Origin of the sequence: Paenarthrobacter sp. NPDC089714 (assembly GCF_044748905.1) — a bacterium.
Taxonomy (GTDB): Bacteria; Actinomycetota; Actinomycetes; order Actinomycetales; family Micrococcaceae; genus Arthrobacter.
The window spans coordinates 1-21,543 of record NZ_JBIVGX010000005.1; the positions used below are offsets into that span (position 1 = coordinate 1).

Below are 21,543 nucleotides of genomic sequence, written 5' to 3' on the forward strand. Positions count from 1 at the left end.
ATCGTCCCTGCCGGCTGGGCGCGGGAGTTGATCAAGCACGGCCCCGACAACGACCCGGCCACGCGAGCCGGGCAGGTGGCGGGCGGCGACCCGGCAACACGTGCCGGGCATGAGGTCAGCGACCCGGCCACCCACGCTGGGCGGGAGACGGGAAGTGACCCGGCCACACTCGTCGGGCGGGAAGCCGGCAATGGTCCCGAAAGGCCTCCCGGGCCATCCGGGCCTGCCGGGTTTGCCGGACGGGAAGCGGTCGGCGGTAGGACTGTAGGCGACTGCCGGGAAGTCGCCGGTGCCGGGCAAGGGGCCGGCAACTGGCCACCCGGGTCTGCCGGGCTTGGTGAGGAAACAACCGTGGACGTCCCGGACGTTGGTGGTCCTTCAGGGCTCCAGTCCGATTTTGCCGTGTGGATCCGGCGGCTGTACACGGCGCCGGGGACCAATGAGCTGCTGGCCACTGATTCCAAGGCCAGGTTGTTCCCCCAGGGGATGCGCAGGTTCATCGAAACCCGTGATGACACGTGCCGCACACCGTACTGTGACGCGCCCATCCGCCACTACGATCACGTCCTGGCTTGGCATTCCGGTGGAAAGACTTCTCTGGCCAACGGCGCAGGGCTCTGCGAAGCCTGCAACCACACCAAAGAAAACCCCGGCTGGAACACCAACCCAAGCGATCAGGGACCACGAAGTCTGGAGGTCAGAACCCCCACCGGTCACCGCTACCAATCCACAGCCCCACCACTCCCCGGAAGCGGCAACCCAGCCGCTGAACATGCTGACGGGTCACCTGTTAGCGGGTCCGTTGTGGCGGGAGACCCGGACGGGCGGCTGGTCAACGGGTCCGTTGTGGCGGGAGACCCGGGAGGGCTGCTGGTCAATGGGGCCGTGGCGACGGGAGAACAGGGCTCGTCGCTGGTCAACGGGTCCGTTGTGGCGGGAGATCCCGACGGGCGGGTGGTCAGCGGGAACCTCGCCGCGGGAAACCCGGACGAGCCGCCGGGGGACGGGAGCGCCGCGTCCCTCTTCAGATCGGGGACACGAACCCGCTCACGAACCCCGGCGACTGTCCATGAACCATATGCCGCCGTATAGCCCTTTGTCGCCGTAGAGCCCTATGCCGCGAGCCGCAGCACAGTTCAGCTACGGCTTCTGCGCTGCCCGGCAACGTACAGACTCACGAGCTGCTGGGTTAAACGAGTTCCAGCTGGTCGGCCACTACCTTTCCTGCATGGATCACAGTGCGGTCCTTGCCGCGGTCCATGACGGTGGACGCCACGGTTTCGCCATCCACCAAGAGCAGTTCAGCGGGGTCGCCGATCTCGACTCCTGGACGGTGGGCAGTGTCCTTGAGCCGTATGGCCTCAGGATCCAGGATGCTGGCCCCGCCGATCGTGGCAATGGCCAGGCAGTGCTCAATGAGCTCGTCTTTCCGGAATCCGTGCGTGAAGGCCAGCTGCCATGTCCGGTCCAGCATGTCCGTGTTTCCGTAGGGGGACCAGTAGTCACGCTGGCCGTCTTCGCCGAGGCCCAGGCGGACCCCTGCTTCCGTGAGCAGCGGAATGGGCAGTTGTCCCGAAGCGGCCGGAGCCACGGAAGCCAGCGAGACATCGAGCTCGGCGAACGAGTCGATGAGGCGCCGCGTCGTGGCCTCGTTCACACTACCCAGCTGGTAAGCGTGGGACATGGTGACTTTGCCCTGCATGCCCAGGGCTCGCGTGCGCTCGAGGACCAGGTCCGTGCTGAAGACCCCCAGCTCGCCGGGCTCGTGCAGGTGGATGTCGATGGGCACCTGGTACTTTTCCGCCAAGCCAAAGACGATATCCAGGTGCTTTGCGGGGTCCCGGTCCAAAGTGCACGGATCAATGCCGCCCATCACGTTGGCGCCGGCCTTCAAGGCTTCTTCCATGAGCTCAACGGTGCCCTCTTCCAGCAACAAACCCGCCTGCGGGAAGGCGATGATGTCCACGGAAGCGCGGTCCGCGAACGCCTCCTTCGCGGTCGCCACCGCCTCGAAACGCTCCAGTCGGCAGTCCACGTCTACCTGGGCGTAGGAGCGGACGCGGGTGGTACCGCGGGCGATCATGCGGCCCAGCGTGTCATTGACCCGTTCCTGCAGCGGAACCTCGGCGTTGCGCCAGTTGAGGCGGTCGTTCATCATCATGGTCCACACGCCGGGACCCCCGGTGTGCTCCCGGAAGGGGAGGCCGATCCGGGTGGAGTCCAGATGCACGTGGACGTCCGAGAACGACGGCACCAGAAGGCGGTTGCGGCCCTCCACGACGGTGGTACCTGCCGGTACCGCCCTGGCGGGGTCATGGGGTTCGACGCCGGTGATCTCGCCGCCGCTGAGCACGACATCGCTCAACGCCTGCCCCCACGGACGGACGGCACGAATCAGGGTGTTCACTGTTTCTCCTTTGATTGTGGATCTATTGCACACCCGCCAACACCTCGGCTGCCACCCCGGTGTGGTGGCAGGCCGGAGCGGCGGAGGTAGCTGTTGCGGGGACCTCGTTCATGCATCGCTGGCGTTGCTCTTCGGGCAAGGTAGCGATCAGCGGGCAACGGGTGCGGAAGACACAGCCGCTCGGCGGATTGGCGGGTGAGGGCAGGTCTCCGCGGAGCCTGATCTTGACCTGTTCGCGGGCAGCCCGGGGATCGGGGAGCGGAACGGCCGAGAGCAAGGCTTTGGTGTAGGGGTGGCGCGGATCGCTGAACAGGGAGTCCCGTGTGCCTTGCTCCACGATTTTTCCGAGATACATCACGGCGACTTCGTGCGAGATGTGCCTGACCACAGAGAGGTCGTGGGCGATGAAGATGTAGGACACACCCGTGTCCCGTTGAATCTGCTGCAGCAGGTTCACCACTTGCGCCTGCACTGAGACGTCCAAGGCTGACACGGGCTCGTCGCACACAATCACCGAGGGGTTCAGGGAAATGGCCCGTGCAATGCCCACGCGTTGACGCTGGCCTCCGGAGAACTCGTGCGGGAACCGGTTGTAGTGTTCGGGCTTCAAGCCCACCTGGTCCAGGAGTTCCTTGACCCGGTTCTTGAGTCCGCCCGGCGGGTTGATCTTTTGCGCCACCATGGGAGCCGCGATGGCCGTGCCCACGGTCTGTCGCGGATTCAGGGACGCGAAGGGGTCCTGGAAGATCATTTGGACCTTGCGCCGGAAATTGTAGAGATCCCGACCACGCAGCTGGCTGATGTCCACACCGTCGATCATGATGCGGCCACCAGTGGGGTCCATGAGCCGTGAAACCATACGGCCGGTGGTCGATTTGCCGCACCCGGACTCACCCACGAGTCCCAAAGTCCGGCCCCGACCCACACTGAACGTCACGCCGTCGACCGCTTTGACCGAGCGCTTCGGGGCCCCCGGCAGGAGGCCGCCTTTGAGCGGGAAGTGTTTTTGCAGGTTCTCCACCTGGAGAATTGGCTGGTTATCCATGGCGGTCCTATCGCGCAGTACGGATGGTGAGGAGCTGCGGACCGCTGAGGTGGCAGCGTTTGCCGTGACCGTCTTCCACGGTGAGTTCGGGCCGCTGGCTGGCGCAGACGCCGTCGCCGGCAAGGTCGGCGTACTGGCACCTGGCGCTGAAGATGCAGCCCTTGGGCAGGTCGAGGAGCGACGGCGGCTGGCCGGGGATCGGGTTCAGCTGGCCCGAGGAACCGGCCAACGTGGGCATCGAATTGAGGAGGCCCAGCGTGTAGGGATGGCGGGTGTCGTAAAAGATCTCATCCACCGGCCCGGATTCCACGCATTGGCCGCCGTACATCACCAGTACGTTATGGCACACCTCTGCTACAACCCCCAGGTCGTGCGTGATGAGGATGAGGGCTGAATTGGTTTCCTCCTGCAACTCCAACATGAGGTCCAGGATCTGCGCCTGCACGGTCACGTCCAAGGCGGTGGTGGGCTCGTCTGCGATCAGCAGTTCCGGCTCGCAGATCAGGGCCATGGCAATCATGGCGCGCTGCCGCATGCCTCCGGAGAAGTGATGCGGGTACTCATCGAAGCGCTGTTCGGGACTGGGGATGCCCACCCTTCCCAGCATCTCGACGGCGGCTGTCCGGGCCTGCTTCTTGCTCGCCTTGTTGTGGACCAAGTACGCCTCGGCGATTTGATGGCCCACCGTGTAGAAGGGGTGCAAGGCAGAAAGGGGATCCTGGAAGATCATTCCGATGTTGCGTCCGCGGAGTTGCCGCATGGCCGACTCCGGAAGGGCGACCAGGTCCTGCCCTTGGAACATCGCCTGGCCGGTGACCTGCGCCGATGTTCCCTTGAGCAGGCCCATCAAGGCTTGGCTGGTGACGGACTTGCCAGAGCCGGACTCACCGACGATGCCCAGGGTCTGGCCGCGCTCCAAGGTGAAGTCCATGCCGTTGACGGCGGAAACGAGGCCGTCGTCGGTAGGGAACTTCACGGACAGGTTCCGCACGTCCAGGAAGGCGTTGGTGCCCGCAGGGACAGTGCTGGTCTTTTGCGCGAGTGGCATGTGGGTCATTGGAGTCTCACTCGGGGATCGATGGCGGCGTACGCGAGGTCCACCACCACGTTGGCGACAATCACGAAGAACGCGGCCAGCATGGTGATGGCCATAGTGACAGGCAGGTCGCCGGAGATAGCTGCGTGCACTGCCGTGAAGCCGAGGCCTGGGACGGAGAAGATTTGCTCGGTCAGGACGGCGCCGCCCAGGAGCAGGCCGATGTCCATGCCGAGCATGGTGACTACTGGCGTGATGCCGGCCCGGACGCCGTGCTTGAACGTCACTGTCCTTGGGGCGAGGCCCTTGGCACGTGCTGTTCGGATGAAGTCCTCACCGAACGTCTCGATCATGTTGGTGCGGGTGACACGGATGTAGGAGGCACTGAACAGCACGGCCAGCGCTATCCACGGCAACAGATAGTTGATCACCCACGCGCCGGGGCCTTGAGAGCCGAACGGACTGCTGATCTCATTGGTGGTGAAGGGCAGCAGATGCAACTGGTTGACGAAGAGCAACAGCAGGAACAGGCCAGTAACAGGGATGGGGAGCGAAACGCCCACCGAAGCCGCCCCAACAATGAACTTGTCCATCGGTGAACCCTTGCGCAGGGCGGCCAGGAGGCCGAGGCCCACCCCGGTGATGGTCCAGAGCACCAGCGCCCCGATGGCCATGGAGAAGGTGTAAGGGAGCGACCGGGCAATGATGTCCGCAACGTTCTCATTGGTTTGGAACGACTTACCCAGGCACGGCCATTCGCACAGGGTCTGGGCGCCGGCGGCACCGATCATCCGGGGAGAGAACAGGCCACGCATGTAGTCGAGGTATTGCACGAAGAACGGTTGGTCCATGCCCAAGGCAACCCGGGCTTCCGCAACGCGTTCCGGCGTGCACTCCTGTCCGCACGCTGCCGCGGCAGGATCAGAGGGGCCAAGCTGGAACAACGTGAAGGTAATGAAACTGACCGCGAAAAGGAGCAGGACCAACGATCCGGCACGGCGAAGAATGAAAGTGATCATGGTGCTTGGAGTTAGTGCTCGACGCCGACGATCGAAAGGTCGATTCCGCCGAAGAAGTAGCCAACCTGGGCGTTCCGCACCTTGGAGCCCACCACGGAGTTGGTGTGGGTGCGGATCAGCGGAACGATCGGGTAGGTCTTCAAAGCTGTGCCGAACGCCTCAGACCACTTCTTGCCCAGTTCCTCCGATGTGCCGTCTGTGTTGCGGAGCTCGTACATGGTCTTGGACACCACCGGATCGAAGTAGCGGGAGGTGTTGGAGAAACCGTAGCTGGTGCCGTCATTGTTCGGTCCCAGCAAGGGGTCTGCGGAGGTCCGGATGGACGCCGGGTCGGCACCGCCGCACCAGCCGGATCGGCCCAGGTCCGGAAGCTGTTCGCTGGCCATGATCGAGTAGTAGTTCGGTGCAGGGATGGCCACGAGTTCGACGTCGATGCCCAAGGCCTTAAGGTTCTGCTGGATCACGGTACCGGTGTTCTTGAAGGCATCGCGGTTGTTGGCGTAGCCGTAGGTGAGCGTCTTGGGGTACTCCTTACCCTCGAGCAGCTTCTTGGCTTCCTCCAGCTTGGGCTTGCCCGCGGGATCCAATTCGAGTTCCGTTTCAACGTACCCGCGCATCTTGTCATTGAGCGGGCTCTGCGTCAGCTCACCGAAGCGGCGTCCGCCGTACTGGACCAGGATGGACTGGCGGTCCAGTGCCAGGGCGATTGCCTTCCGGACATCCGGGTCCTTGATCTTTTGGGTGTTCAGGCTCAGCACGTCGTTGCAGCCCAGGAGTCCCGAGGCCACACGGTCCTTGACCTTGGCGTCAGCGAGTTTTGCTGAATCGGAGGTCTGCAGGGCGCCGTTGGAATCGAGGGTGATCGCGTTCGGATCCGAGTCCGCGAGCAACTGCTGGCTGATGGTGGCCTGCGACGTGGACAAGGAGAAGCTGAACGTGTCAGGCAGGGCGGAACGGTTGGGGTCCGTTGCAGGATCCCAATGCGGGTTGCGGACCAGCTTCAGCGACTTTCCGCGGTTGTAGGACTCCACCATGTACGGGCCGGAGGAGACCGGGTGGTTGGTGTAATCCAGCTTGCTGTCCTTGTTTGCGGGGACCGGGGCAGTGTTGGAACGGGAGGCCAAAGCGGGGAATTCGGCGAAAGGCTTCTTCAGGTGGAAGACGATAGTGCGCTCGTCGGGCGTTTCAAGGGCCTTGAGCACAGCGGAAGGGTCCTTGTACGGCCCCTTGTACCCGCCGGCGTCGAGCGCTGCATTCAGTTCCTGCGGCGCCTGGGTGAAGACGTCCTGCGCGAAGGTGCGCTCCACGCCGTACTTGATGTCTGCCGAAGTGATGGGCGTGCCGTCCTCGAACTTCACGCCGTCCTTGAGGGTGAACGTCCAGCTCAGGCCGTCATCGGAAACCTTGCCGGTGTCCGTGGCGAGGTCGGGCACCACCGTTGGAGGCTGGCCGGCGGTCTCCTTGGCCATGGTCAGTGTGCGGTAGTAGAGCTGGCCGACGTTGGCCGTCTGTACGTAGTTGCTGTTGCCCGGGTCCAGGGTCTGGAAGTCCGACGACATCAGGACGTTGATGTTGCCGCCCTTGGCGTTGAAGCCGGACTTCACCACCACCGGTGCCAGTTCGGTGACGGACTCCGGCTTGGAGTTGTTGGCCTGGTTTTGACCTGCACTGCAGCCGGCGGCCGACATCGCGATCAGCACGGAAAGCGCCAGTGCTCTCGTGGGGGTTTTCATGGTGCTCCTCTTGAAGGGTGGGTGAAACGGAGATTTAGTGGCGGGATGCTTTGGGGTCCAGGGCGTCGCGGACTGCGTCGCCCAGGAGGTTGAAGGCCAGGACGGTGACAATGAGCATCACGCCCGGGACGGCCAGGAACCAGGGATCGCTGAGGTACCAGTTGCCTGATTGTGCGGCGTTGAGCATCTGGCCCCACGACGGCGTGGGGTCCTTGACGCCTACGCCCAGGAACGACAGGGCTGCTTCAGCGGAGATGTTGGTGGGAATGAGCATGGTGGCGTACACCAGGACCACGCCCATGACGTTGGGGATGATCTCGCGGAACAGCACGCTCACGTGGGAAGCCCCGAAGGAACGGGCGGCTTCGACGAACTCGCGTTCGCGGAGACTGAGCACCTGGCCGCGGACGATGCGGGCCAAATAGGCCCAGCCGAAGAAGCCAAGGATGATCACCAGGGACGCCATGGGAAGGAAGCTGCCTTCACCCAACGGCGTGTCCCGGAGCCGCGATTGCAGGATCGGCGTCAGCGAGAGGACCAGCAACAGGTGCGGGAACGCGAGGAACAGGTCCATGATCCGGCTGATGATGGCGTCGGTCTTGCCGCCGAAGTAGCCCGCCGCCGCGCCGAGGACGGTCCCCAGCACCACGGAGACGGCGGTGGACAGCAGGGCGATGGTGAGCGATACCTGTCCGCCGAAGGCGAGCCTGGCAAAGAGGTCGCGGCCCAGCCCGGGTTCCACGCCCAGCCAGTGCTCAGCAGATGGGTACATGTAGCCGGGCAGGGGCAGGCCCGGTGTCTGGAAATCATCCAGGACCTCGGGGCTGGTGTTGGAGGTGAAGGGATCATTGCCGGACATTGCACTGAGTACCGGGGCAAGGATGGCGAACAGCATGATGGCCACCACGACGCAGAGGCTCAGCAGCGCAACCTTGCTGCGCCGGATCCTCAGCCATGCCGTGGCCAGCAGGGACCGCGCTTCAGCGGGGGCGGCAGCCGTGCTGTCCGGCGTCGTTGCCGTGGGTAGCGGTGGGCTGCCGGTGTTTGGTTCGACGGATTGTAACTGGGTCAACCGTTTGCTCGTTTCGTGAAGGGAGCTGACTCCGGAAAATCTTGTATACCAAAATAGAGTAGAGCACCTTTGATGGGATGTAAATCACAATTAATGTACTGTTTGGAATACCAGAGACTTATCTGACCGAGCGAAGGAGCTCCTGTGCACCTCAAGACCACCGCCCGCTATGTACTGGGTTTCCTCGATGGACAGCATGTGCTGTTGGAGGATGCCTGCGTGGTCTACAGGGGCAGCACCATTGAGTACGTCGGCCATGACTACCAAGGACCTGTGGACGAAGAACGGCACCTCGGCGACGCACTTTTGATGCCCGGGTTGATCGACCTTGATGCCCTCACGGACGTCGACCACCTCATCCTGGACAGCTGGGCAGGTCCGGAACTCGCCAAGGGGCACCAGTGGTCCGAGGACTACTTCAGGAACCGTCGCGAGGATGTTTTTACGCCCGAGGAACGCCAACAGATCCGCGAGTACGCACTCATCCAGCTGGTCCTGCACGGCATCACCACCTACATGCCCATCGCGTCAGAGGTTCATTCCGAATGGGCAGAGACGTTCGAGGAACTCGTCGGCATGGCCGAGACCAGCAGGCGGCTCGGATTGCGTGGGTACTTGGGGCCCGCCTACCGCTCGGGCGTGAACGTGGTGCTGGACGACGGCGAACGCTCAGTGATGTTCGACGCCGATCGCGGCCGTGAGGGATTCGCGGACGCCTTGCGCTTCATTGACCACGTGACGGGATTGAACGATCCGTTGGTCCAAGGGGTCCTGTTGCCGTGCCGGATCGAGACCCTGGACATCGAAACACTCAAGGCGACTGCTGCGGCTTCCGGGGAACGGGACGTACTGGTTCGCTTGCACTCGCTGCAGGGACTCGTGGAGCGGGACTTCATCATGGAATGGCATGGCGTAACGCCCCTTGAGCTCCTGGACCACGTGGGCCTGCTCAACGACAGGCTCCTGATTCCTCACGCCACCTACATCGACCGCAATCCCGCCGTCCATGGGGAAGACCGCGGAGACCTGGCCAAGCTGGCGGCCAGCGGGGCCAGCATCATCCACTGCCCACTCACGTCCATGCGTTATGGCAGCACCCTCGATTCCTTCAACGCGTACAAAGAAGCGGGCGTCAACATCTGTCTGGGGACCGACTCGTTCCCGCCGGACCTCATCCGCGGGATCGACGCCGGGGCGCAGTTGTCGAAGATCCTCGCCGGTAGGAACGACGCCGGCGACCTCGCCGGATATGTCGATGCCGCCACACTCGGGGGAGCCCGCGCCCTGGGCCGCCCCGATCTTGGCCGGCTCGAAGCCGGTGCCCAGGCGGACATGGTGGCCTTTTCCCTGGACGACATCCGTGACGGTGTCCACGACGATCCCCTCCGCACCCTGACCCTCAACGGGACGGCACGCCAAGCTGTCCTTTCCGTTGTGGCCGGACGGACCATCATGGCCGATGGCCTGATCGCGGGAGTGGACCTGGATTCCTGGCGTGGCAAGGCCCAGGTTCTCTTTACGAAAATGCGTGAAGCCTACACAACCCGGGATGCTTTGAACCGTCCCGCAAATGAGCTGTTTCCTCCCGTGTATGCTCGGTTGGAGCAGTGAGCGGAACCGTCCGGCAAAGTCGCACGGGCGCACGCATGAAGGGGAGTTTGAGAGTGGCAGAGGCGATCCCGGAAGCGGGCAATGTCCGCGATGACGAAGCCCGTGCGGAGTACGTTTATCAGTTGGTCCTGGAGGGCATCGTCTCCGGTTCCTTCGCCCAGGGATCCCGCCTCCGGGAACGCGAACTGTCGGAGATGTACAGCGTTTCCCGGATACCCGTCCGCGAGGCCATCCAGAGGCTGGAGCAGGACGGCTTCGTGGCCACGTTCCCCCGGCGTGGAGCAGTGGTCCGCCAACTGACCCTGACCGACGTCAACGAACTCTTCGATGTACGGCTTTGCCTCGAGACGTTTGCAGCGAAGATGGCGGCCACCCGTGTTGCCGAAAGCGGCGACGGAGGTCGCCTCGAAGAACTGATGGAAGCCTCGAAGGCGGCCATCGACGAAGACCGGACTGACGACGTCGTACTTATCAGCGCCGAACTGCACGCCGAAATCGTGCGCCTCTCCGGCAACCGCCTTCTGATCGAATCCGTCAAGCCGCTGTTCGGGCGGATGCGCTGGATCTTCGGGTTGGCGCACAACCGCAGCAACGAACTCCAGCGGGACGAGCACACTGAACTGTGCAACGCGATCCTGGCCGGGCGTCCCGAGTTGGCGTACTCCCTGGCGTACTCGCACATTGAACTGGGCCGCCAGCCCGTCCTGGCCGGGCTGGCGGCGACCCTGGAGCCCTAACCGGACCTTTGGGAAAGCCCGTCAGTCGTCGGCGTCGGGGTATTCCTCGTCGTCATAGCGGCCCGACTCCTCAACCTCCACTTCCAGGATCTTCAGCATCTCCGTGTCCGGATTCAGCATGATGGCGGCTTCATCCCGGCGGTGCTGCAGGACCGTGTCGATGTAAGACTGGACGGTCTCGGCCAACGGAATGTAGCGGTCCTGCTTCTGGCTCATGTACCAGCGGTGCTCCAGGACCTCGTGGACCACTTCCGCCGGTTCCAACTTCCCGGCCAGGTGCCGCGGGATGGACCGCACGATGGGTTCGAAGATCTGGCTGACCCAGGCGTGGGCGCTGATTTCCTCGTCCAGGTCCGGGTTGTTGTCCGCCCGGAACTGGTCCATGTCGTTGAGCAGCCTGCGGGCCTGGTTTTCCTGGGCGTCCAGGCCCGTGAGGCGCAGCAGCCGGCGCTGGTGGTGTCCGGCGTCCACCACTTTGGGCTGGAGCTGGATGGTGGAACCGTCGGCGGTGGTCTTGATGGCATATTCTTCGACGTCGAAACCGAGTTCGTTGAGCCGGCGGATGCGGGCACCGACGCGCCAGCGTTCGCCGAGTTCGAAGGACTCCTTCTCCGTGAGCTCCGCCCAGAGCCGCCGGTAGCTGTCCATGATCAGCTCACTGGTGGCCACGGGGTCCACCTTCTCCTCGATGAGCCCGCCATCCAGGAGGTCCATGAGCTCGCCGGCGATGTTCACGCGGGCAATTTCGAGGTCGTACTCACGCTGGCCCTGGGACAGGTCCGGGTACAGCTCGCCCGTTTCGGCGTCCACCAGATAAGCGGCGAAAGCGCCCGCATCGCGACGGAACAGCGTGTTGGAGAGCGAGACGTCGCCCCAGTAGAAACCGATGAGGTGCAAACGGACCATGAGCAGAGCCTGTGCGTCGATCAGGCGGGTCAGGGTGTCCTTGCGCAGCATCTGGGAGAACAGTGCGCGGTACGGCATGGAGAACTTCAGGTGCCTGGTCACCAGCACCGGGTTCAGCGGCTTGCCGTCGGCGGTGGTCCGTCCGGTAATGACCGCCACAGGCTCCACACACGGGACATCCAGCCGTGCGAGCTTTCGCAGCATGTGGTATTCATGCCGGGCCACGTGCTCTGACGTTTCCTTGATGGCAATGACCGAGCCGCCCAAGTGGGCGAAACGCACAATGTGCCGGGAGATACCGCGGGGGAGCGCGGCGAGGTACTCCGCCGGCCATTCCTCCAAGGCGATGTGCCAGGGAAGGTCCAACAGTTCAGGATCAGCGGCAGCGGCCGTGATGTTCAGCGAGCCAATGACGCTGGCCGGAGGGGCTGTGTCCTGCGCGCTGGCCGCTTCCGTCCGGGGGAGCTTGCCGATCTGCCCGTAGTCGGTTGGTTCGTCGTGCCACTGGGCTCCGTTTTGCTCGCTCATGCCTCAATTGTTCCGTACTCAGGGGTGCTGTTCGGTTCTGTGAACGGATCCGCCGCTGTGGCGGACCATTCGACGTCGGACGCGGCCTGGAAGCCGACGCCCTGGTTGGCGAGCCGCTCACCAAAGGCGCCCAGCCGACGTCGGAAGTCACCAAGGTCCCGGTCCTCCTGCCGGGACCAACCCACCTCCGCCAGCGAGATGGCCCTGGGGTACATGAGCCAATAGGCCTGTCGGTTGCCACGGACGGTTTCGGTCCAGAGCGGACCTTCGATACCGAGCAAGTGCTGGTCCTCAAGCCCGCCCTGGGCCGGATTCCACTGGTAGTACTCAGACCACGTGAAGGGGCCGCCCTCCACCCAGGACAGGCCGATGGGGCTGCCGGAATCGTATTTCTGGTCCAGGTACGTGTTGGCTGCCGGTGACATGATGACTCCCACGCCTGTCTCCTGGGCCTGCCGGACGACGGGCGCGAGATCGCCCCACCAGTACTGCACCACGCTGCCGTGCGGGAGTTCCACCTCCGCGTACTCGTTCCAGCCCACGACAGTCTTGCCCGTTGCGGCGCCGATCCTGGCGAATTCCGTCACCATGGCCACGTAGTTGTCGTGCCCGGTGACGTGGGCTTCGTCCCCGCCGATGTGGATGTAGGGACCGTCCGTCATGGCAGCGACCTGGCCCAGGACTTCGCTGACGAACTCGTAGGTGGCCGGCAGGTCGGCGGTCAGCGTGGAGTAGCCCACGTCCCCCGTGGTGTTGGCGGGTTTGGCGATGCCGTCCGGGTTCAGCTGGGGGATCGCCGCCAGCGCCGCATTGACGTGTCCGGGAAGGTCGATTTCGGATACCACCAGGATGTTCCGCGCAGCGGCGTAGGCCTGGATGTCCCGAAAATCCTGCTGCGTGTAAAAACCGGTGTGCCCGGGCGTGAGCCCGACGCCCGGATGGTTCACTGCGCCGCCAACAGCGGTGAGGTTGGCGTAGTCCAGCCCCGACGGGTTGTTCTCCGGCATGACGATTTCGATGCGCCAGGCCTGGTCATCGGTCAGGTGCAGGTGAAGGGCGTTCAGTTTGAACTGCGCCATGACGTCGATCTGCTCCTTCACCTCGTCCACCGTGAAGAAGCTGCGGGCGACGTCCAGCATGAGGCCGCGGTACGGGAAGCGCGGTGCGTCGTGAATTTCGACGGCGGGAATCGCCCAGGTGCGTTCCCCTGCGAGAGCGTCCGTAAATTCAGGCGATTCGGTGAGAGAGCGTTCGATGGAAGGGGGGAATAGCTGACGGAGCGTTTGGATTCCGTTGAAAAGCCCTGCCGGTGTTGATGCCCTCAGCCGGGCGCCAGCGTCGGTGACGGTGAGCGCGTAAGCCTCCGGGCCGCCGTCGAACGCTTGGTCCAGCTCCAGGGCGATGTCCCCGGGGCGGAAGTCACTGGCCAGTGGAAGGTCGAAACCGGTGCCGCGCCGGAGTAGCGTGGCGAGCTGTTCGGCGACCGGTTCCGCTCCGGCGGAGGCGGCAAGGCGGGTGGTCGCCGTCAGCCTAAAGGCCGTGCCGTCCAGGGCAGTGACGTGTTGGGGCCGGGGGATCAGGTTGTCCGTGGAGTTCATACCGTTCTTTCCGACAGAGAAGGGGTTAACGAGAGAACGGCCCGACCGGTGAGGGTCGGGCCGCTATCTGCTGATGGCCGGTTAGGCGAGGGTGACTAGTCGCCCAGGCGCAGGCCGGTCTTGGTGTCGAACAGGTGCACGTGGCCGGACTGCGGACGGACGTAGATGGACTCGCCCTTCATCGGAGGACGGCGACCGTCGACGCGGGCAACGATGTCGTGGCTCTTGCCATCGAGGATGGTGTGGCCGTAGACGTAGGCGTCAGCACCGAGTTCTTCGACGACATCAACCTCAACCTGCAGGCCTTCGCCCTGGCCGACGGTTTCCAGGTCTTCCGGACGGGAACCAACGGTGACGGTCTTGCCGGTAGCGTCCTCGAGGACGTCATGCTTGACCGGGTACACGGTGCCACCGAACTGGACGCCGCCGTCAACAACCGGCAGTTCCAGCAGGTTCATGGCGGGGGAGCCGATGAAGCCTGCAACGAAGACGTTCTGCGGGCGGTCGTACAGGTTGCGCGGGGTGTCGACCTGCTGGAGGAGACCGTCCTTGAGGACTGCAACGCGGTCACCCATGGTCATGGCCTCAACCTGGTCGTGCGTCACGTAAACCGTGGTGACGCCGAGGCGGCGGGTCAGGGATGCGATCTGCGTACGGGTCTGGACACGGAGCTTGGCGTCAAGGTTGGACAACGGCTCATCCATGAGGAAGACCTGCGGGTTACGGACGATTGCACGGCCCATGGCAACACGCTGGCGCTGACCACCGGAGAGTGCCTTCGGCTTACGGTCCAGGTACTGCTCAAGGTCGAGGAGCTTGGCTGCTTCGCGGACACGCTCTGCGCGCTCTTCCTTCGAAACGCCGGCGATCTTGAGGGCGAAGCCCATGTTGTCCGCAACGGTCATGTGCGGGTACAGAGCGTAGTTCTGGAAGACCATTGCGATGTCGCGGTCCTTCGGCGGGACATCCGTGACGTCACGGTCACCGATCAGAATGCGGCCGGCGTTCACATCCTCAAGACCTGCGAGCATGCGCAGGGAGGTGGACTTACCGCAACCGGAGGGTCCAACGAGGACCAGGAATTCGCCATCGGCGATGTCGATGTTGAGCTTATCGACGGCGGGCTTATCTGTGCCCGGGTACAGACGCGTAGCGTTATCAAAAGTAACTGTAGCCACAGTTATCAATCCCTTCACCGGCAGGTACGTGCCGGACGATCCGTTGTGAATGGTTCATTTTCTTCAGTTGAAACTCCTCGGCCAAAGCCGAGGAGTTATGCGTGGCGTCGCACGATAATGTGCGTCACGTCACAAGCAAGAGTATTACAGACACTTCGACCCTCTGTCGAATTTGTTGCAAAGATCACATGTTGCGTTCATCACACGCTAAGCGTTGGTGGTGGCCCGACGACGTTCGCGGAGCAGCGCCTCCAAGAGCTCGGCCACGTGCATGGGAGCTTCCACGCGGAACGCGGCCTGGGTGAAGTCGAGTCCTACTTTGATGCCCACGTCATCGCCAAGGAGCCGGCCCAGCGCGTCCTCATCGGTGACGTCGTCGCCAGCGAACAGGATGGCCGTAGCTCCCGTCGCTTGGCGCAGGAACTCCACTGCTTCGCCCTTGGACGCGTGGACCACCGACGTCTCCAGCACGCGCTTCCCGGTCTTCAGGAATACGCCCGGGCGGTCCTGCAACTCGATCCGGGCGGCCTCGACGGCGTCCTCCGCCACGTCATCATCGGCAAGCCTCGTGTGCAGCACAACGCCCGCGGGCTTGTCTTCCAGCAGGGTTCCCGGGGCGACGTTGACGATTCCGGCTAGGACTTCCCGGACCGAAGCCAGCCGTTCGCGCTGCTCGTCGTCCAACTCCAAGCCCAACGAGCCTTCGCCCATCCAGACTTCAGCTCCGTGGCTGCCTATCAACAACGTGTTTGCCGGTGGTGAGGCGACCAGCCGCAAACTGTCCAGTGCGCGGCCCGAGATGAGTGCCGTCGTCGTGCGCGGCAGCCCGGCGAGTTCTTCCAGGGCCGCAGCTGACCGCGGGAGGGGGCGGGCGTCCTCCGCGCGGTCGACGATCGGCGAGAGCGTGCCGTCGAAGTCCAGGGCCACCAGGAGGTGTTCCGTTCCCGCGATCCCACGGATGGCGTCCAGCAATTCCGGCGACAGCGTCAAGGGCGTCTGTTCAGCTGTCATCGCGGACCACCTTTTCCTTAAGGGAGTCGAGGAACTCGGCCGACCAGTGGTCAACGTCGTGGTCAAGGATTTGCTTGCGCATCAACTTCATGCGGCGTCGGGCTTCCTTCGGGTCCAGGTTGATCGCACGGAGAATGGACGATTTGAGGCCGTCGATGTCGTGCGGATTGATCAGGAGCGCCTGCTTCAACTGGTCCGCGGCGCCAGCGAATTCGCTCAGCACCAGGGCGCCGTCGTCTTCGGAACGGGCTGTCACGTACTCCTTGGCCACCAGGTTCATGCCGTCCCGCAGAGCGGTGACCAGCATGACGTCGGCCGCAAGGTACAGCGCCACCATTTCCTCCACCGGATAGCTGTGGTGCAGGTAGCGCACCGCAGTGTTCTGGATGGTGTCGTAAGTGCCATTAATGCGGCCCACAGTCCCTTCGATTTCCTCCCGCAGGAGCCGGTACTGCTCCACCCGCTCGCGGCTGGGGCTGGCAACCTGGATCAGCGTTGCATCCTCCACTTTGATGTGGCCATCCGCCAGGAGTTCCTCGAAGGCCTTCAAGCGGTGCCCGATGCCCTTGGTGTAGTCCAGCCGGTCGACGCCCAAGAGGATCGTCTTGGGGTTGCCCAGGTCCTTGCGGATCTGCTTGGACCGCTCGATGATGTCCGGGCGGCTGGCGAGTTCGCGGATCTGGTCCACGTCAATGGAAATGGGGAAAGCCTGGGCGCGGGCGATGTGGGTGACCTGGCCGTCCGCGCCCTTCACATGGATTTGCTGCTGCTTGACGCTCGCCCCCAGGAAGCGCCGTGCCGAACGCATGAAGTTGCCGGCATCGCTGGGCCGCTGGAAGCCCAGGAGGTCCGCCCCCAGCAGGCCGTCAATGATCTCGCGGCGCCACGGGAGCTGCGCGAAGATCTCCGGCGGCGGGAAGGGAATGTGGTTGAAGAATCCGACCTTCAGGTCCGGACGGGCCGTGCGGAGCATCCGGGGAACCAGCTGGAGTTGGTAGTCCTGGACCCACACGGTGGCACCGTCCGAGGCATGGCGGATGACGGCATCAGCGAACTTCTTGTTGACCTGCCGGTAGGAGTCCCACCAGGTTCTGTGAAACTCGGGCGGCGCAATCACGTCATGGTAGAGCGGCCAAATTGTCGCATTGGAGAAGCCTTCGTAGTACAGCTCCACCTCGTGGCTGCTCAACTGGACCGGGACGAGGTCCATGGATTCATGGCTGAACGGGCGCACCGTCTCATCCGGGGCGCCATGCCAACCCACCCACGCGCCATCGGACTTGGTCATCATCGGTGCGAGGGCAGTGACCAGGCCGCCGGGCGAGCGGCGCCAGCCGTCGTCGGACCTGTCGACGGGCAGGCGGTTGGACACCACCATGAAGTCGAACTTGCTCGCCGTCGGCTTCCTGGTTGGCGATGCCCGGACGCCTTCCTCGGTACTGAGTTTTTCGCTTGCCAAATCCTGCATTACTGCTCCCTGGGGTTGCTGTGACTCACATCCCAGCCTACCGGCGGAATCATCGCCGCCAGTTGATCGTTCAACAACCGGGTCATTGTGCTGGCGGCAAATCCTCAGGTTTGCTCCCGTAAACTGACCCCGTTGCACTACGACGCCGAGTAACCACGAGGAACTGATGAGCCCCGCAAACGAACCGCGCCTGTCCAAGGCCGAGAAGACCGCCCAGGCCCGGGAACAAGCGCGCAAAATCCGCGAAGAACAGCTGAAGAAGGACAAGCGCAACAAGATGCTGGTCCTCTGGGGCATCGTGGTTGCGGTAGTTGCCATCCTCGTGGTCATCGCCCTGGTGGTGGTCACCAACATCCAGAACAACGCCCCCATTGCCGACAGCGGCCCGACGCCCGCCAACGGCAACGTGCACGGTGGCGTAACACTTCTCGCAAACAGCGAAGTCGTGAAGTCAGCAGCTGCAACAGTGAACGTCGCCGATGTTCCGTCACCGGCTGCTTCGAAGCCCGCCACCGTGACGGCCCCCGGCGCCGAAGCCGAGGCCGGCAAGCCGGTGAAGGTAGTGGCCTACATCGACTTCATTTGCCCCGTCTGCAAGCGCTTCGAGACCACCTACGGTGAATCCCTGACCAACTTGCGCAACGAAGGCAAAATCTCCCTCGAGTACCGCCCGCTCGGTTTCCTGGACCAGCAGTCCACCACCAACTACTCCTCGCGCGCAGCGAACGCCGCGGCCTGCGTGGTGAACTCCTCGCCTGAGAAGTACGCCGATTTCTTCAACCTCCTCTTCGAACGCCAGCCCGCCGAAGGCAGCGCCGGTATCTCGGACAAGGACCTCAAGGCCATGGCCACGGAAGTGGGTGCGGCCAACATCGACTCCTGCATCGACAGCAAGCAGTTCCGGCCCTATGTGAAGGTTGCCACGCAGGAAGCTGCGGCGATTGGCATCACCGGCACCCCGACTGTCTTCGTCGACGGCAAACAGTGGGATGGTTCAACCGACCTGAACGCAGAGATCCAGACCGCGATCACCGCAAAGGGCTGATTTCCCGGTAAGTACGACGGCGGCCGGTTGCCTTCTTCCCGAAGGCAACCGGCCGCTGTTGTTTCCCCGCCCGGCCATGGGCCTTTGAATTTCGTGGTGGGGGACGGTCTGGGCTAACCTTGTCTAGCGTTGTTACGCGCCTCCCCGTTAGTCGGGGAAACGCCTCCTTAGCTCAGTTGGCCAGAGCACCGCTCTTGTAAAGCGGGGGTCGTCGGTTCGAATCCGACAGGGGGCTCCACGAAACCCCTCCGCTCCAGCCAATGCGCTGGGGCGGAGGGGTCTTTAGTACTAGTCGCGGACTTTCATGCGCAGCTGCAGCAGCCCGGCAACAGTCAGTCCGGCGGTGAGCGCGAGGGCTGCCACCCACAAGACGAGGCCAGCGAGGTCGTGGATGGCCATTTGTGGAAGCCGCCGGTCAGGTACTGCGATGACGCCGATGAAGGCGCCGACCAGCCCGAAGTAGCTGCCCGTCATGAACCGCTGGTGCGCGCGGATGTTGCCTTTACCGACCGACCACAGGCCGATGGTCAGGGTGCAGAACGTCAGTGCGGACAGGGCATGGCCAGTTGAATCCGCCGTCGATGGTCCGGATCCCGAACGACGTCAGGACCACGACATACATGGCCACCGCCCAGATGCGGCCCAGGACCTTGTGTGCCGCGCTGCCTTTGTTTCGGCGAAGCAGATTCACGGCGCCGAAGATCAAGGCGTAGCCCGCTGCGATGGCATGCAGGGCGATCAGGAAAGTCCACGGTGAAGGCATGCCGCCAGCCTAGCGGCCATCGCTGAACGGCTACGACCAGAACCGCTGGACGTCCGCCGCCGCGGCACGCAACTGACCGCCGTCGAGCACCACGGATTTTTCCTGTATGCCCAGGTGCGGCCACTGCGCAACCAGCCGGATGTCGCCTGGTTCCGGGAGCGGCCACAGCCAAAGGGACCCCGTGCCCGTCAACTCTTCGTCCCCTCCGCTTCCACCGCCTCCGCTCAGCGTAAGGACCGGCGCTTCCGGTTGCGCGGACGGGTCAAAGTATCCACTCGGGCCTGGCGTCCCCGCGATTGCCTTGGATCCATCCGGCAACTCGACGCCAAACAACAACAGCGCACCCATAAGGTCCTGTCCCGGCCGCGGCCGCAGTCCGTGCTGGAAGAACACTCCGTTGAGGGCGTCCCAGTCTTCGTCGGATTCTTCCGCGCGTCGAACAACCCAGGTGAGGTCAAAGCTGCATCCCGTGGAGTAAACCTCCGCGCTTTTCACCGCTATGACGCGGGTGGGGCTGACGTGCAGGAATTTGCCGATGTGCACGATGCCGGGAAGTTCGTCCCGGGGCGCTCCCGTCCAGGGCGGCGGAACGAATCTCGGGGACCGGCTGCGCTGGGGTGGTGTCGGGACGGGGAAATCCTCAAAGAAACTCACAAGCATCCTTTGGTCGCTGCTTTGACCGACCAGTGGAACGGCGGAAAAGTCGCCGCGGATCCCCCAATCCGTCCTGTGCCGAGCAGTCTAGTCCTACATACTGGCTTCATGCAGGCAACCATGGTGTTCGTCGAAGGGGAGAGCGACAAGGTGGCGGTGGAGGCACTGGCCACGCGCCTCGGCCACGACTTGGCCGCCGAGCGGGTGACGGTGGTTCCCATGGGCGGTGCCACCAGCATTATTCATTTCCTTGACCGCTATGGACCCCAAGGCGCTGGTCATCGCTTGCTGGGCTTGTGCGACGCCCGCGAATCACCGGGCGTCGCCAGGGCCCTGAGCCGCGCCGGAATCCCTGGATCGCTTGCCGAGCTGGGTTTCCAGGTGTGCCACGAGGACCTTGAAGACGAACTCATCCGCGCTCTCGGAACCGACAGGGTGCTCAGCGTCATCGACGAGCAGGGCGAACTGGCATCATTCGGCCTTCTCCAGCGTCAGCCGTCGTTGCGGGAGCGCTCGGTCCCGGAGCAGCTAAAGCGGTTCTTCGGCGGCCGCAGCGGCAATAAGATCCGGTACGCGCAGTTGTTGGTCGAGGCACTGCCCGACGGCGAAGCGCCACTGCCGCTGCGGCTTCTCGTGGCGTCGTTCGCTTCCGGGCACTAGGCGGCACCCGGAACGGCGGCACCCACAGGAGGTACCGCCGTCGTACATCGGTAAAGACGCCGCCTAAACGGCGGGCTGGTGCTGGGTGATGCAGTGGATTCCGCCACCGCGGGCAAAGATCGGACGGGCGTCCACCATGACCACTTCGCGGCCCGGGTAGGCGTGCTCCAGGATCCGCTTGGCTTCGGCGTCCGCGGGGTCGTCGAAGCTGCACGCGATGATGCCGCCGTTCACCACCAGATGGTTGATGTAGCTGTAGTCCACCCAACCGTGCTCATCCCGAAGTGTCCCGGGGGCGGGCACTTCAACGATGTCCCAGGAACGCCCTTCGGCATCGTGCGTCGTGGCGAGCAGGGAAATGATGTCCGTCGTGACCTGGAAGTCGGGGTGGTCGGGATTGCGCTGCGAGTGGACCAGCAACACGCCAGGCGAGGCAATGGCTGCGACGATATCCACGTGGCCGCGGGTTCCCAAAGCCTCTGAATCACGGGTCAGGCCGCGCGGTAGCCAGATGACGTGCGTGGCGCCGATGGTTCGCCGCAGTTCCGCCTCGACAGCGGCCTTGCTCAGCGCCGGGTTCCGGTACTTGTCCAACTGCACGGTCTCGGTGACCAAGACCGTGCCCAGTCCGTCGACCTGTATTCCGCCGCCTTCGTTCACCAAACTACTGTCCACCAGGCCCGCGCCGGCCAGCCGCACTACTTCGGCCCCGACGGCGGAATCCTTGCCCCACGTGGCCCAATCCTGCTGGCCCCACCCGTTGAAGACCCAATCCACGCCACCGAGCCGGCCGCCGTCGTCAATCACGAAAGTCGGCCCGATGTCCCGCATCCACGCGTCATCAAGCGGCGCTGCCACCAGCTCGATATCAGCGGAAAGGTAGCGGCGCGCAGCTTCCATATCCGGCGGATCGACGACCATGGTGACTGGCTCGAACCGCAACACGGCGTGGGCAACCGCAGCCCACGCCGCCCGTGCCTCGTGGGTTTCCTGGTCCGTGTGCCCGATCGAAGAGCGTTCAGGCGGGAACGCCATCCAGACGCGCTCCTGTGGAGCCGTCTCGCTGGGCATG

The 21,543-nt window shown here is 63.9% G+C and carries 20 protein-coding genes and 1 tRNA gene; 6 read left to right on the forward strand and 15 right to left on the reverse strand.

Annotated features, from left to right (window positions below; genetic code table 11):
• On the forward strand, positions 1–1,092 hold a 1,092-nt coding region (locus ACIPY3_RS10810), incomplete at its 5' end, for an HNH endonuclease (protein WP_400333717.1).
• 97 nt (positions 1,093–1,189) lie between these two features.
• Here the strand turns inward: ACIPY3_RS10810 and ACIPY3_RS10815 are convergent.
• Genes ACIPY3_RS10815 through ACIPY3_RS10840 form a run of 6 tightly spaced genes read right to left on the reverse strand, consistent with a single transcriptional unit; the run spans position 1,190 to position 8,312 of the window.
• Positions 1,190–2,407 carry an amidohydrolase family protein gene (locus ACIPY3_RS10815; protein ID WP_400333720.1) on the reverse strand — a complete coding sequence of 406 codons (1,218 nt, stop codon included), beginning with the start codon at positions 2,405–2,407 and terminating at the stop codon, positions 1,190–1,192.
• A 22-nt stretch (positions 2,408–2,429) separates the two neighbouring features.
• Entirely contained in the window at positions 2,430–3,452 is a 1,023-nt protein-coding gene (locus tag ACIPY3_RS10820; RefSeq protein WP_400333722.1) for an ABC transporter ATP-binding protein, read from the reverse strand.
• A gap of 7 nt (positions 3,453–3,459) precedes the next feature.
• Positions 3,460–4,500 (reverse strand): ABC transporter ATP-binding protein, encoded by a 1,041-nt coding sequence (locus ACIPY3_RS10825; RefSeq protein WP_400333724.1) that lies wholly within the window; start codon positions 4,498–4,500, stop codon positions 3,460–3,462.
• Between the two features lie 5 nt (positions 4,501–4,505).
• Positions 4,506–5,507: an ABC transporter permease gene (locus tag ACIPY3_RS10830; RefSeq protein ID WP_400333727.1), complete on the reverse strand. Its 1,002-nt coding sequence runs from the start codon at positions 5,505–5,507 to the stop codon at positions 4,506–4,508.
• A gap of 11 nt (positions 5,508–5,518) precedes the next feature.
• Positions 5,519–7,240 carry an ABC transporter substrate-binding protein gene (locus ACIPY3_RS10835; RefSeq protein WP_400333729.1) on the reverse strand — a complete coding sequence of 574 codons (1,722 nt, stop codon included), beginning with the start codon at positions 7,238–7,240 and terminating at the stop codon, positions 5,519–5,521.
• Positions 7,241–7,274: 34 nt separating this feature from the next.
• The gene (locus ACIPY3_RS10840; protein WP_400333732.1) at positions 7,275–8,312 is read right to left on the reverse strand and encodes an ABC transporter permease; all 1,038 of its coding nucleotides are present in this window, start codon (positions 8,310–8,312) and stop codon (positions 7,275–7,277) included.
• 144 nt (positions 8,313–8,456) lie between these two features.
• On the opposite strand from ACIPY3_RS10840, the gene ACIPY3_RS10845 reads away from it, so the two are divergent.
• Both ACIPY3_RS10845 and ACIPY3_RS10850 read left to right on the forward strand, forming a co-directional pair.
• Complete coding sequence (locus ACIPY3_RS10845; RefSeq protein WP_400333734.1) at positions 8,457–9,923, forward strand: chlorohydrolase family protein; 1,467 nt, start codon at positions 8,457–8,459, stop codon at positions 9,921–9,923.
• 53 nt (positions 9,924–9,976) lie between these two features.
• Positions 9,977–10,660, forward strand: a complete 684-nt coding sequence (locus ACIPY3_RS10850; protein WP_400333736.1) for a GntR family transcriptional regulator — start codon at positions 9,977–9,979, stop codon at positions 10,658–10,660.
• 21 nt (positions 10,661–10,681) lie between these two features.
• Here ACIPY3_RS10850 and ACIPY3_RS10855 read toward each other — a convergent pair whose 3' ends face one another.
• The 5 genes from ACIPY3_RS10855 to ACIPY3_RS10875 all read right to left on the reverse strand — a co-directional run bounded on the left by ACIPY3_RS10855 (position 10,682) and on the right by ACIPY3_RS10875 (position 17,349).
• A complete protein-coding gene (locus ACIPY3_RS10855; protein ID WP_400333738.1) occupies positions 10,682–12,094 on the reverse strand; it encodes a DUF4032 domain-containing protein in 1,413 nt (470 codons plus the stop codon).
• On the reverse strand, positions 12,091–13,692 hold the full coding sequence (locus tag ACIPY3_RS10860; protein ID WP_400333740.1) for a beta-N-acetylhexosaminidase: 1,602 nt from the start codon (positions 13,690–13,692) through the stop codon (positions 12,091–12,093). The genes ACIPY3_RS10855 and ACIPY3_RS10860 overlap by 4 nt, the downstream gene beginning before the upstream one ends.
• 95 nt (positions 13,693–13,787) lie before the next feature.
• The gene (locus tag ACIPY3_RS10865; protein WP_400333743.1) at positions 13,788–14,870 is read right to left on the reverse strand and encodes an ABC transporter ATP-binding protein; all 1,083 of its coding nucleotides are present in this window, start codon (positions 14,868–14,870) and stop codon (positions 13,788–13,790) included.
• Positions 14,871–15,077: 207 nt separating this feature from the next.
• Positions 15,078–15,881, reverse strand: a complete 804-nt coding sequence (gene otsB / locus ACIPY3_RS10870; RefSeq protein WP_400333746.1) for a trehalose-phosphatase — start codon at positions 15,879–15,881, stop codon at positions 15,078–15,080.
• Positions 15,871–17,349, reverse strand: a complete 1,479-nt coding sequence (locus ACIPY3_RS10875) for a trehalose-6-phosphate synthase (protein WP_397323285.1) — start codon at positions 17,347–17,349, stop codon at positions 15,871–15,873. The genes otsB and ACIPY3_RS10875 overlap by 11 nt, the downstream gene beginning before the upstream one ends.
• Before the next feature lie 166 nt (positions 17,350–17,515).
• Between ACIPY3_RS10875 and ACIPY3_RS10880 the strand changes: the two genes are divergently transcribed.
• Positions 17,516–18,394, forward strand: a complete 879-nt coding sequence (locus tag ACIPY3_RS10880) for a DsbA family protein (protein ID WP_400333750.1) — start codon at positions 17,516–17,518, stop codon at positions 18,392–18,394.
• Between the two features lie 161 nt (positions 18,395–18,555).
• Positions 18,556–18,632: transfer RNA gene (locus ACIPY3_RS10885), tRNA-Thr, on the forward strand.
• Positions 18,633–18,682: 50 nt separating this feature from the next.
• Here the strand turns inward: ACIPY3_RS10885 and ACIPY3_RS10890 are convergent.
• The 3 genes from ACIPY3_RS10890 to ACIPY3_RS10900 are packed head-to-tail and all read right to left on the reverse strand — an operon-like array spanning position 18,683 to position 19,811.
• The gene (locus ACIPY3_RS10890) at positions 18,683–18,949 is read right to left on the reverse strand and encodes a DUF2306 domain-containing protein (protein WP_400334353.1); all 267 of its coding nucleotides are present in this window, start codon (positions 18,947–18,949) and stop codon (positions 18,683–18,685) included.
• Complete coding sequence (locus ACIPY3_RS10895) at positions 18,897–19,157, reverse strand: hypothetical protein (protein WP_400333753.1); 261 nt, start codon at positions 19,155–19,157, stop codon at positions 18,897–18,899. The genes ACIPY3_RS10890 and ACIPY3_RS10895 overlap by 53 nt, the downstream gene beginning before the upstream one ends.
• 30 nt (positions 19,158–19,187) lie before the next feature.
• Positions 19,188–19,811, reverse strand: a complete 624-nt coding sequence (locus ACIPY3_RS10900) for a hypothetical protein (RefSeq protein WP_400333756.1) — start codon at positions 19,809–19,811, stop codon at positions 19,188–19,190.
• Positions 19,812–19,919: 108 nt separating this feature from the next.
• Between ACIPY3_RS10900 and ACIPY3_RS10905 the strand changes: the two genes are divergently transcribed.
• Positions 19,920–20,471 (forward strand): TOPRIM nucleotidyl transferase/hydrolase domain-containing protein, encoded by a 552-nt coding sequence (locus ACIPY3_RS10905; RefSeq protein WP_400333758.1) that lies wholly within the window; start codon positions 19,920–19,922, stop codon positions 20,469–20,471.
• Between the two features lie 63 nt (positions 20,472–20,534).
• Here the strand turns inward: ACIPY3_RS10905 and ACIPY3_RS10910 are convergent, their stop codons facing one another.
• A complete protein-coding gene (locus ACIPY3_RS10910; protein WP_400333760.1) occupies positions 20,535–21,542 on the reverse strand; it encodes an agmatine/peptidylarginine deiminase in 1,008 nt (335 codons plus the stop codon).
• Position 21,543 lies beyond the last annotated feature (1 nt).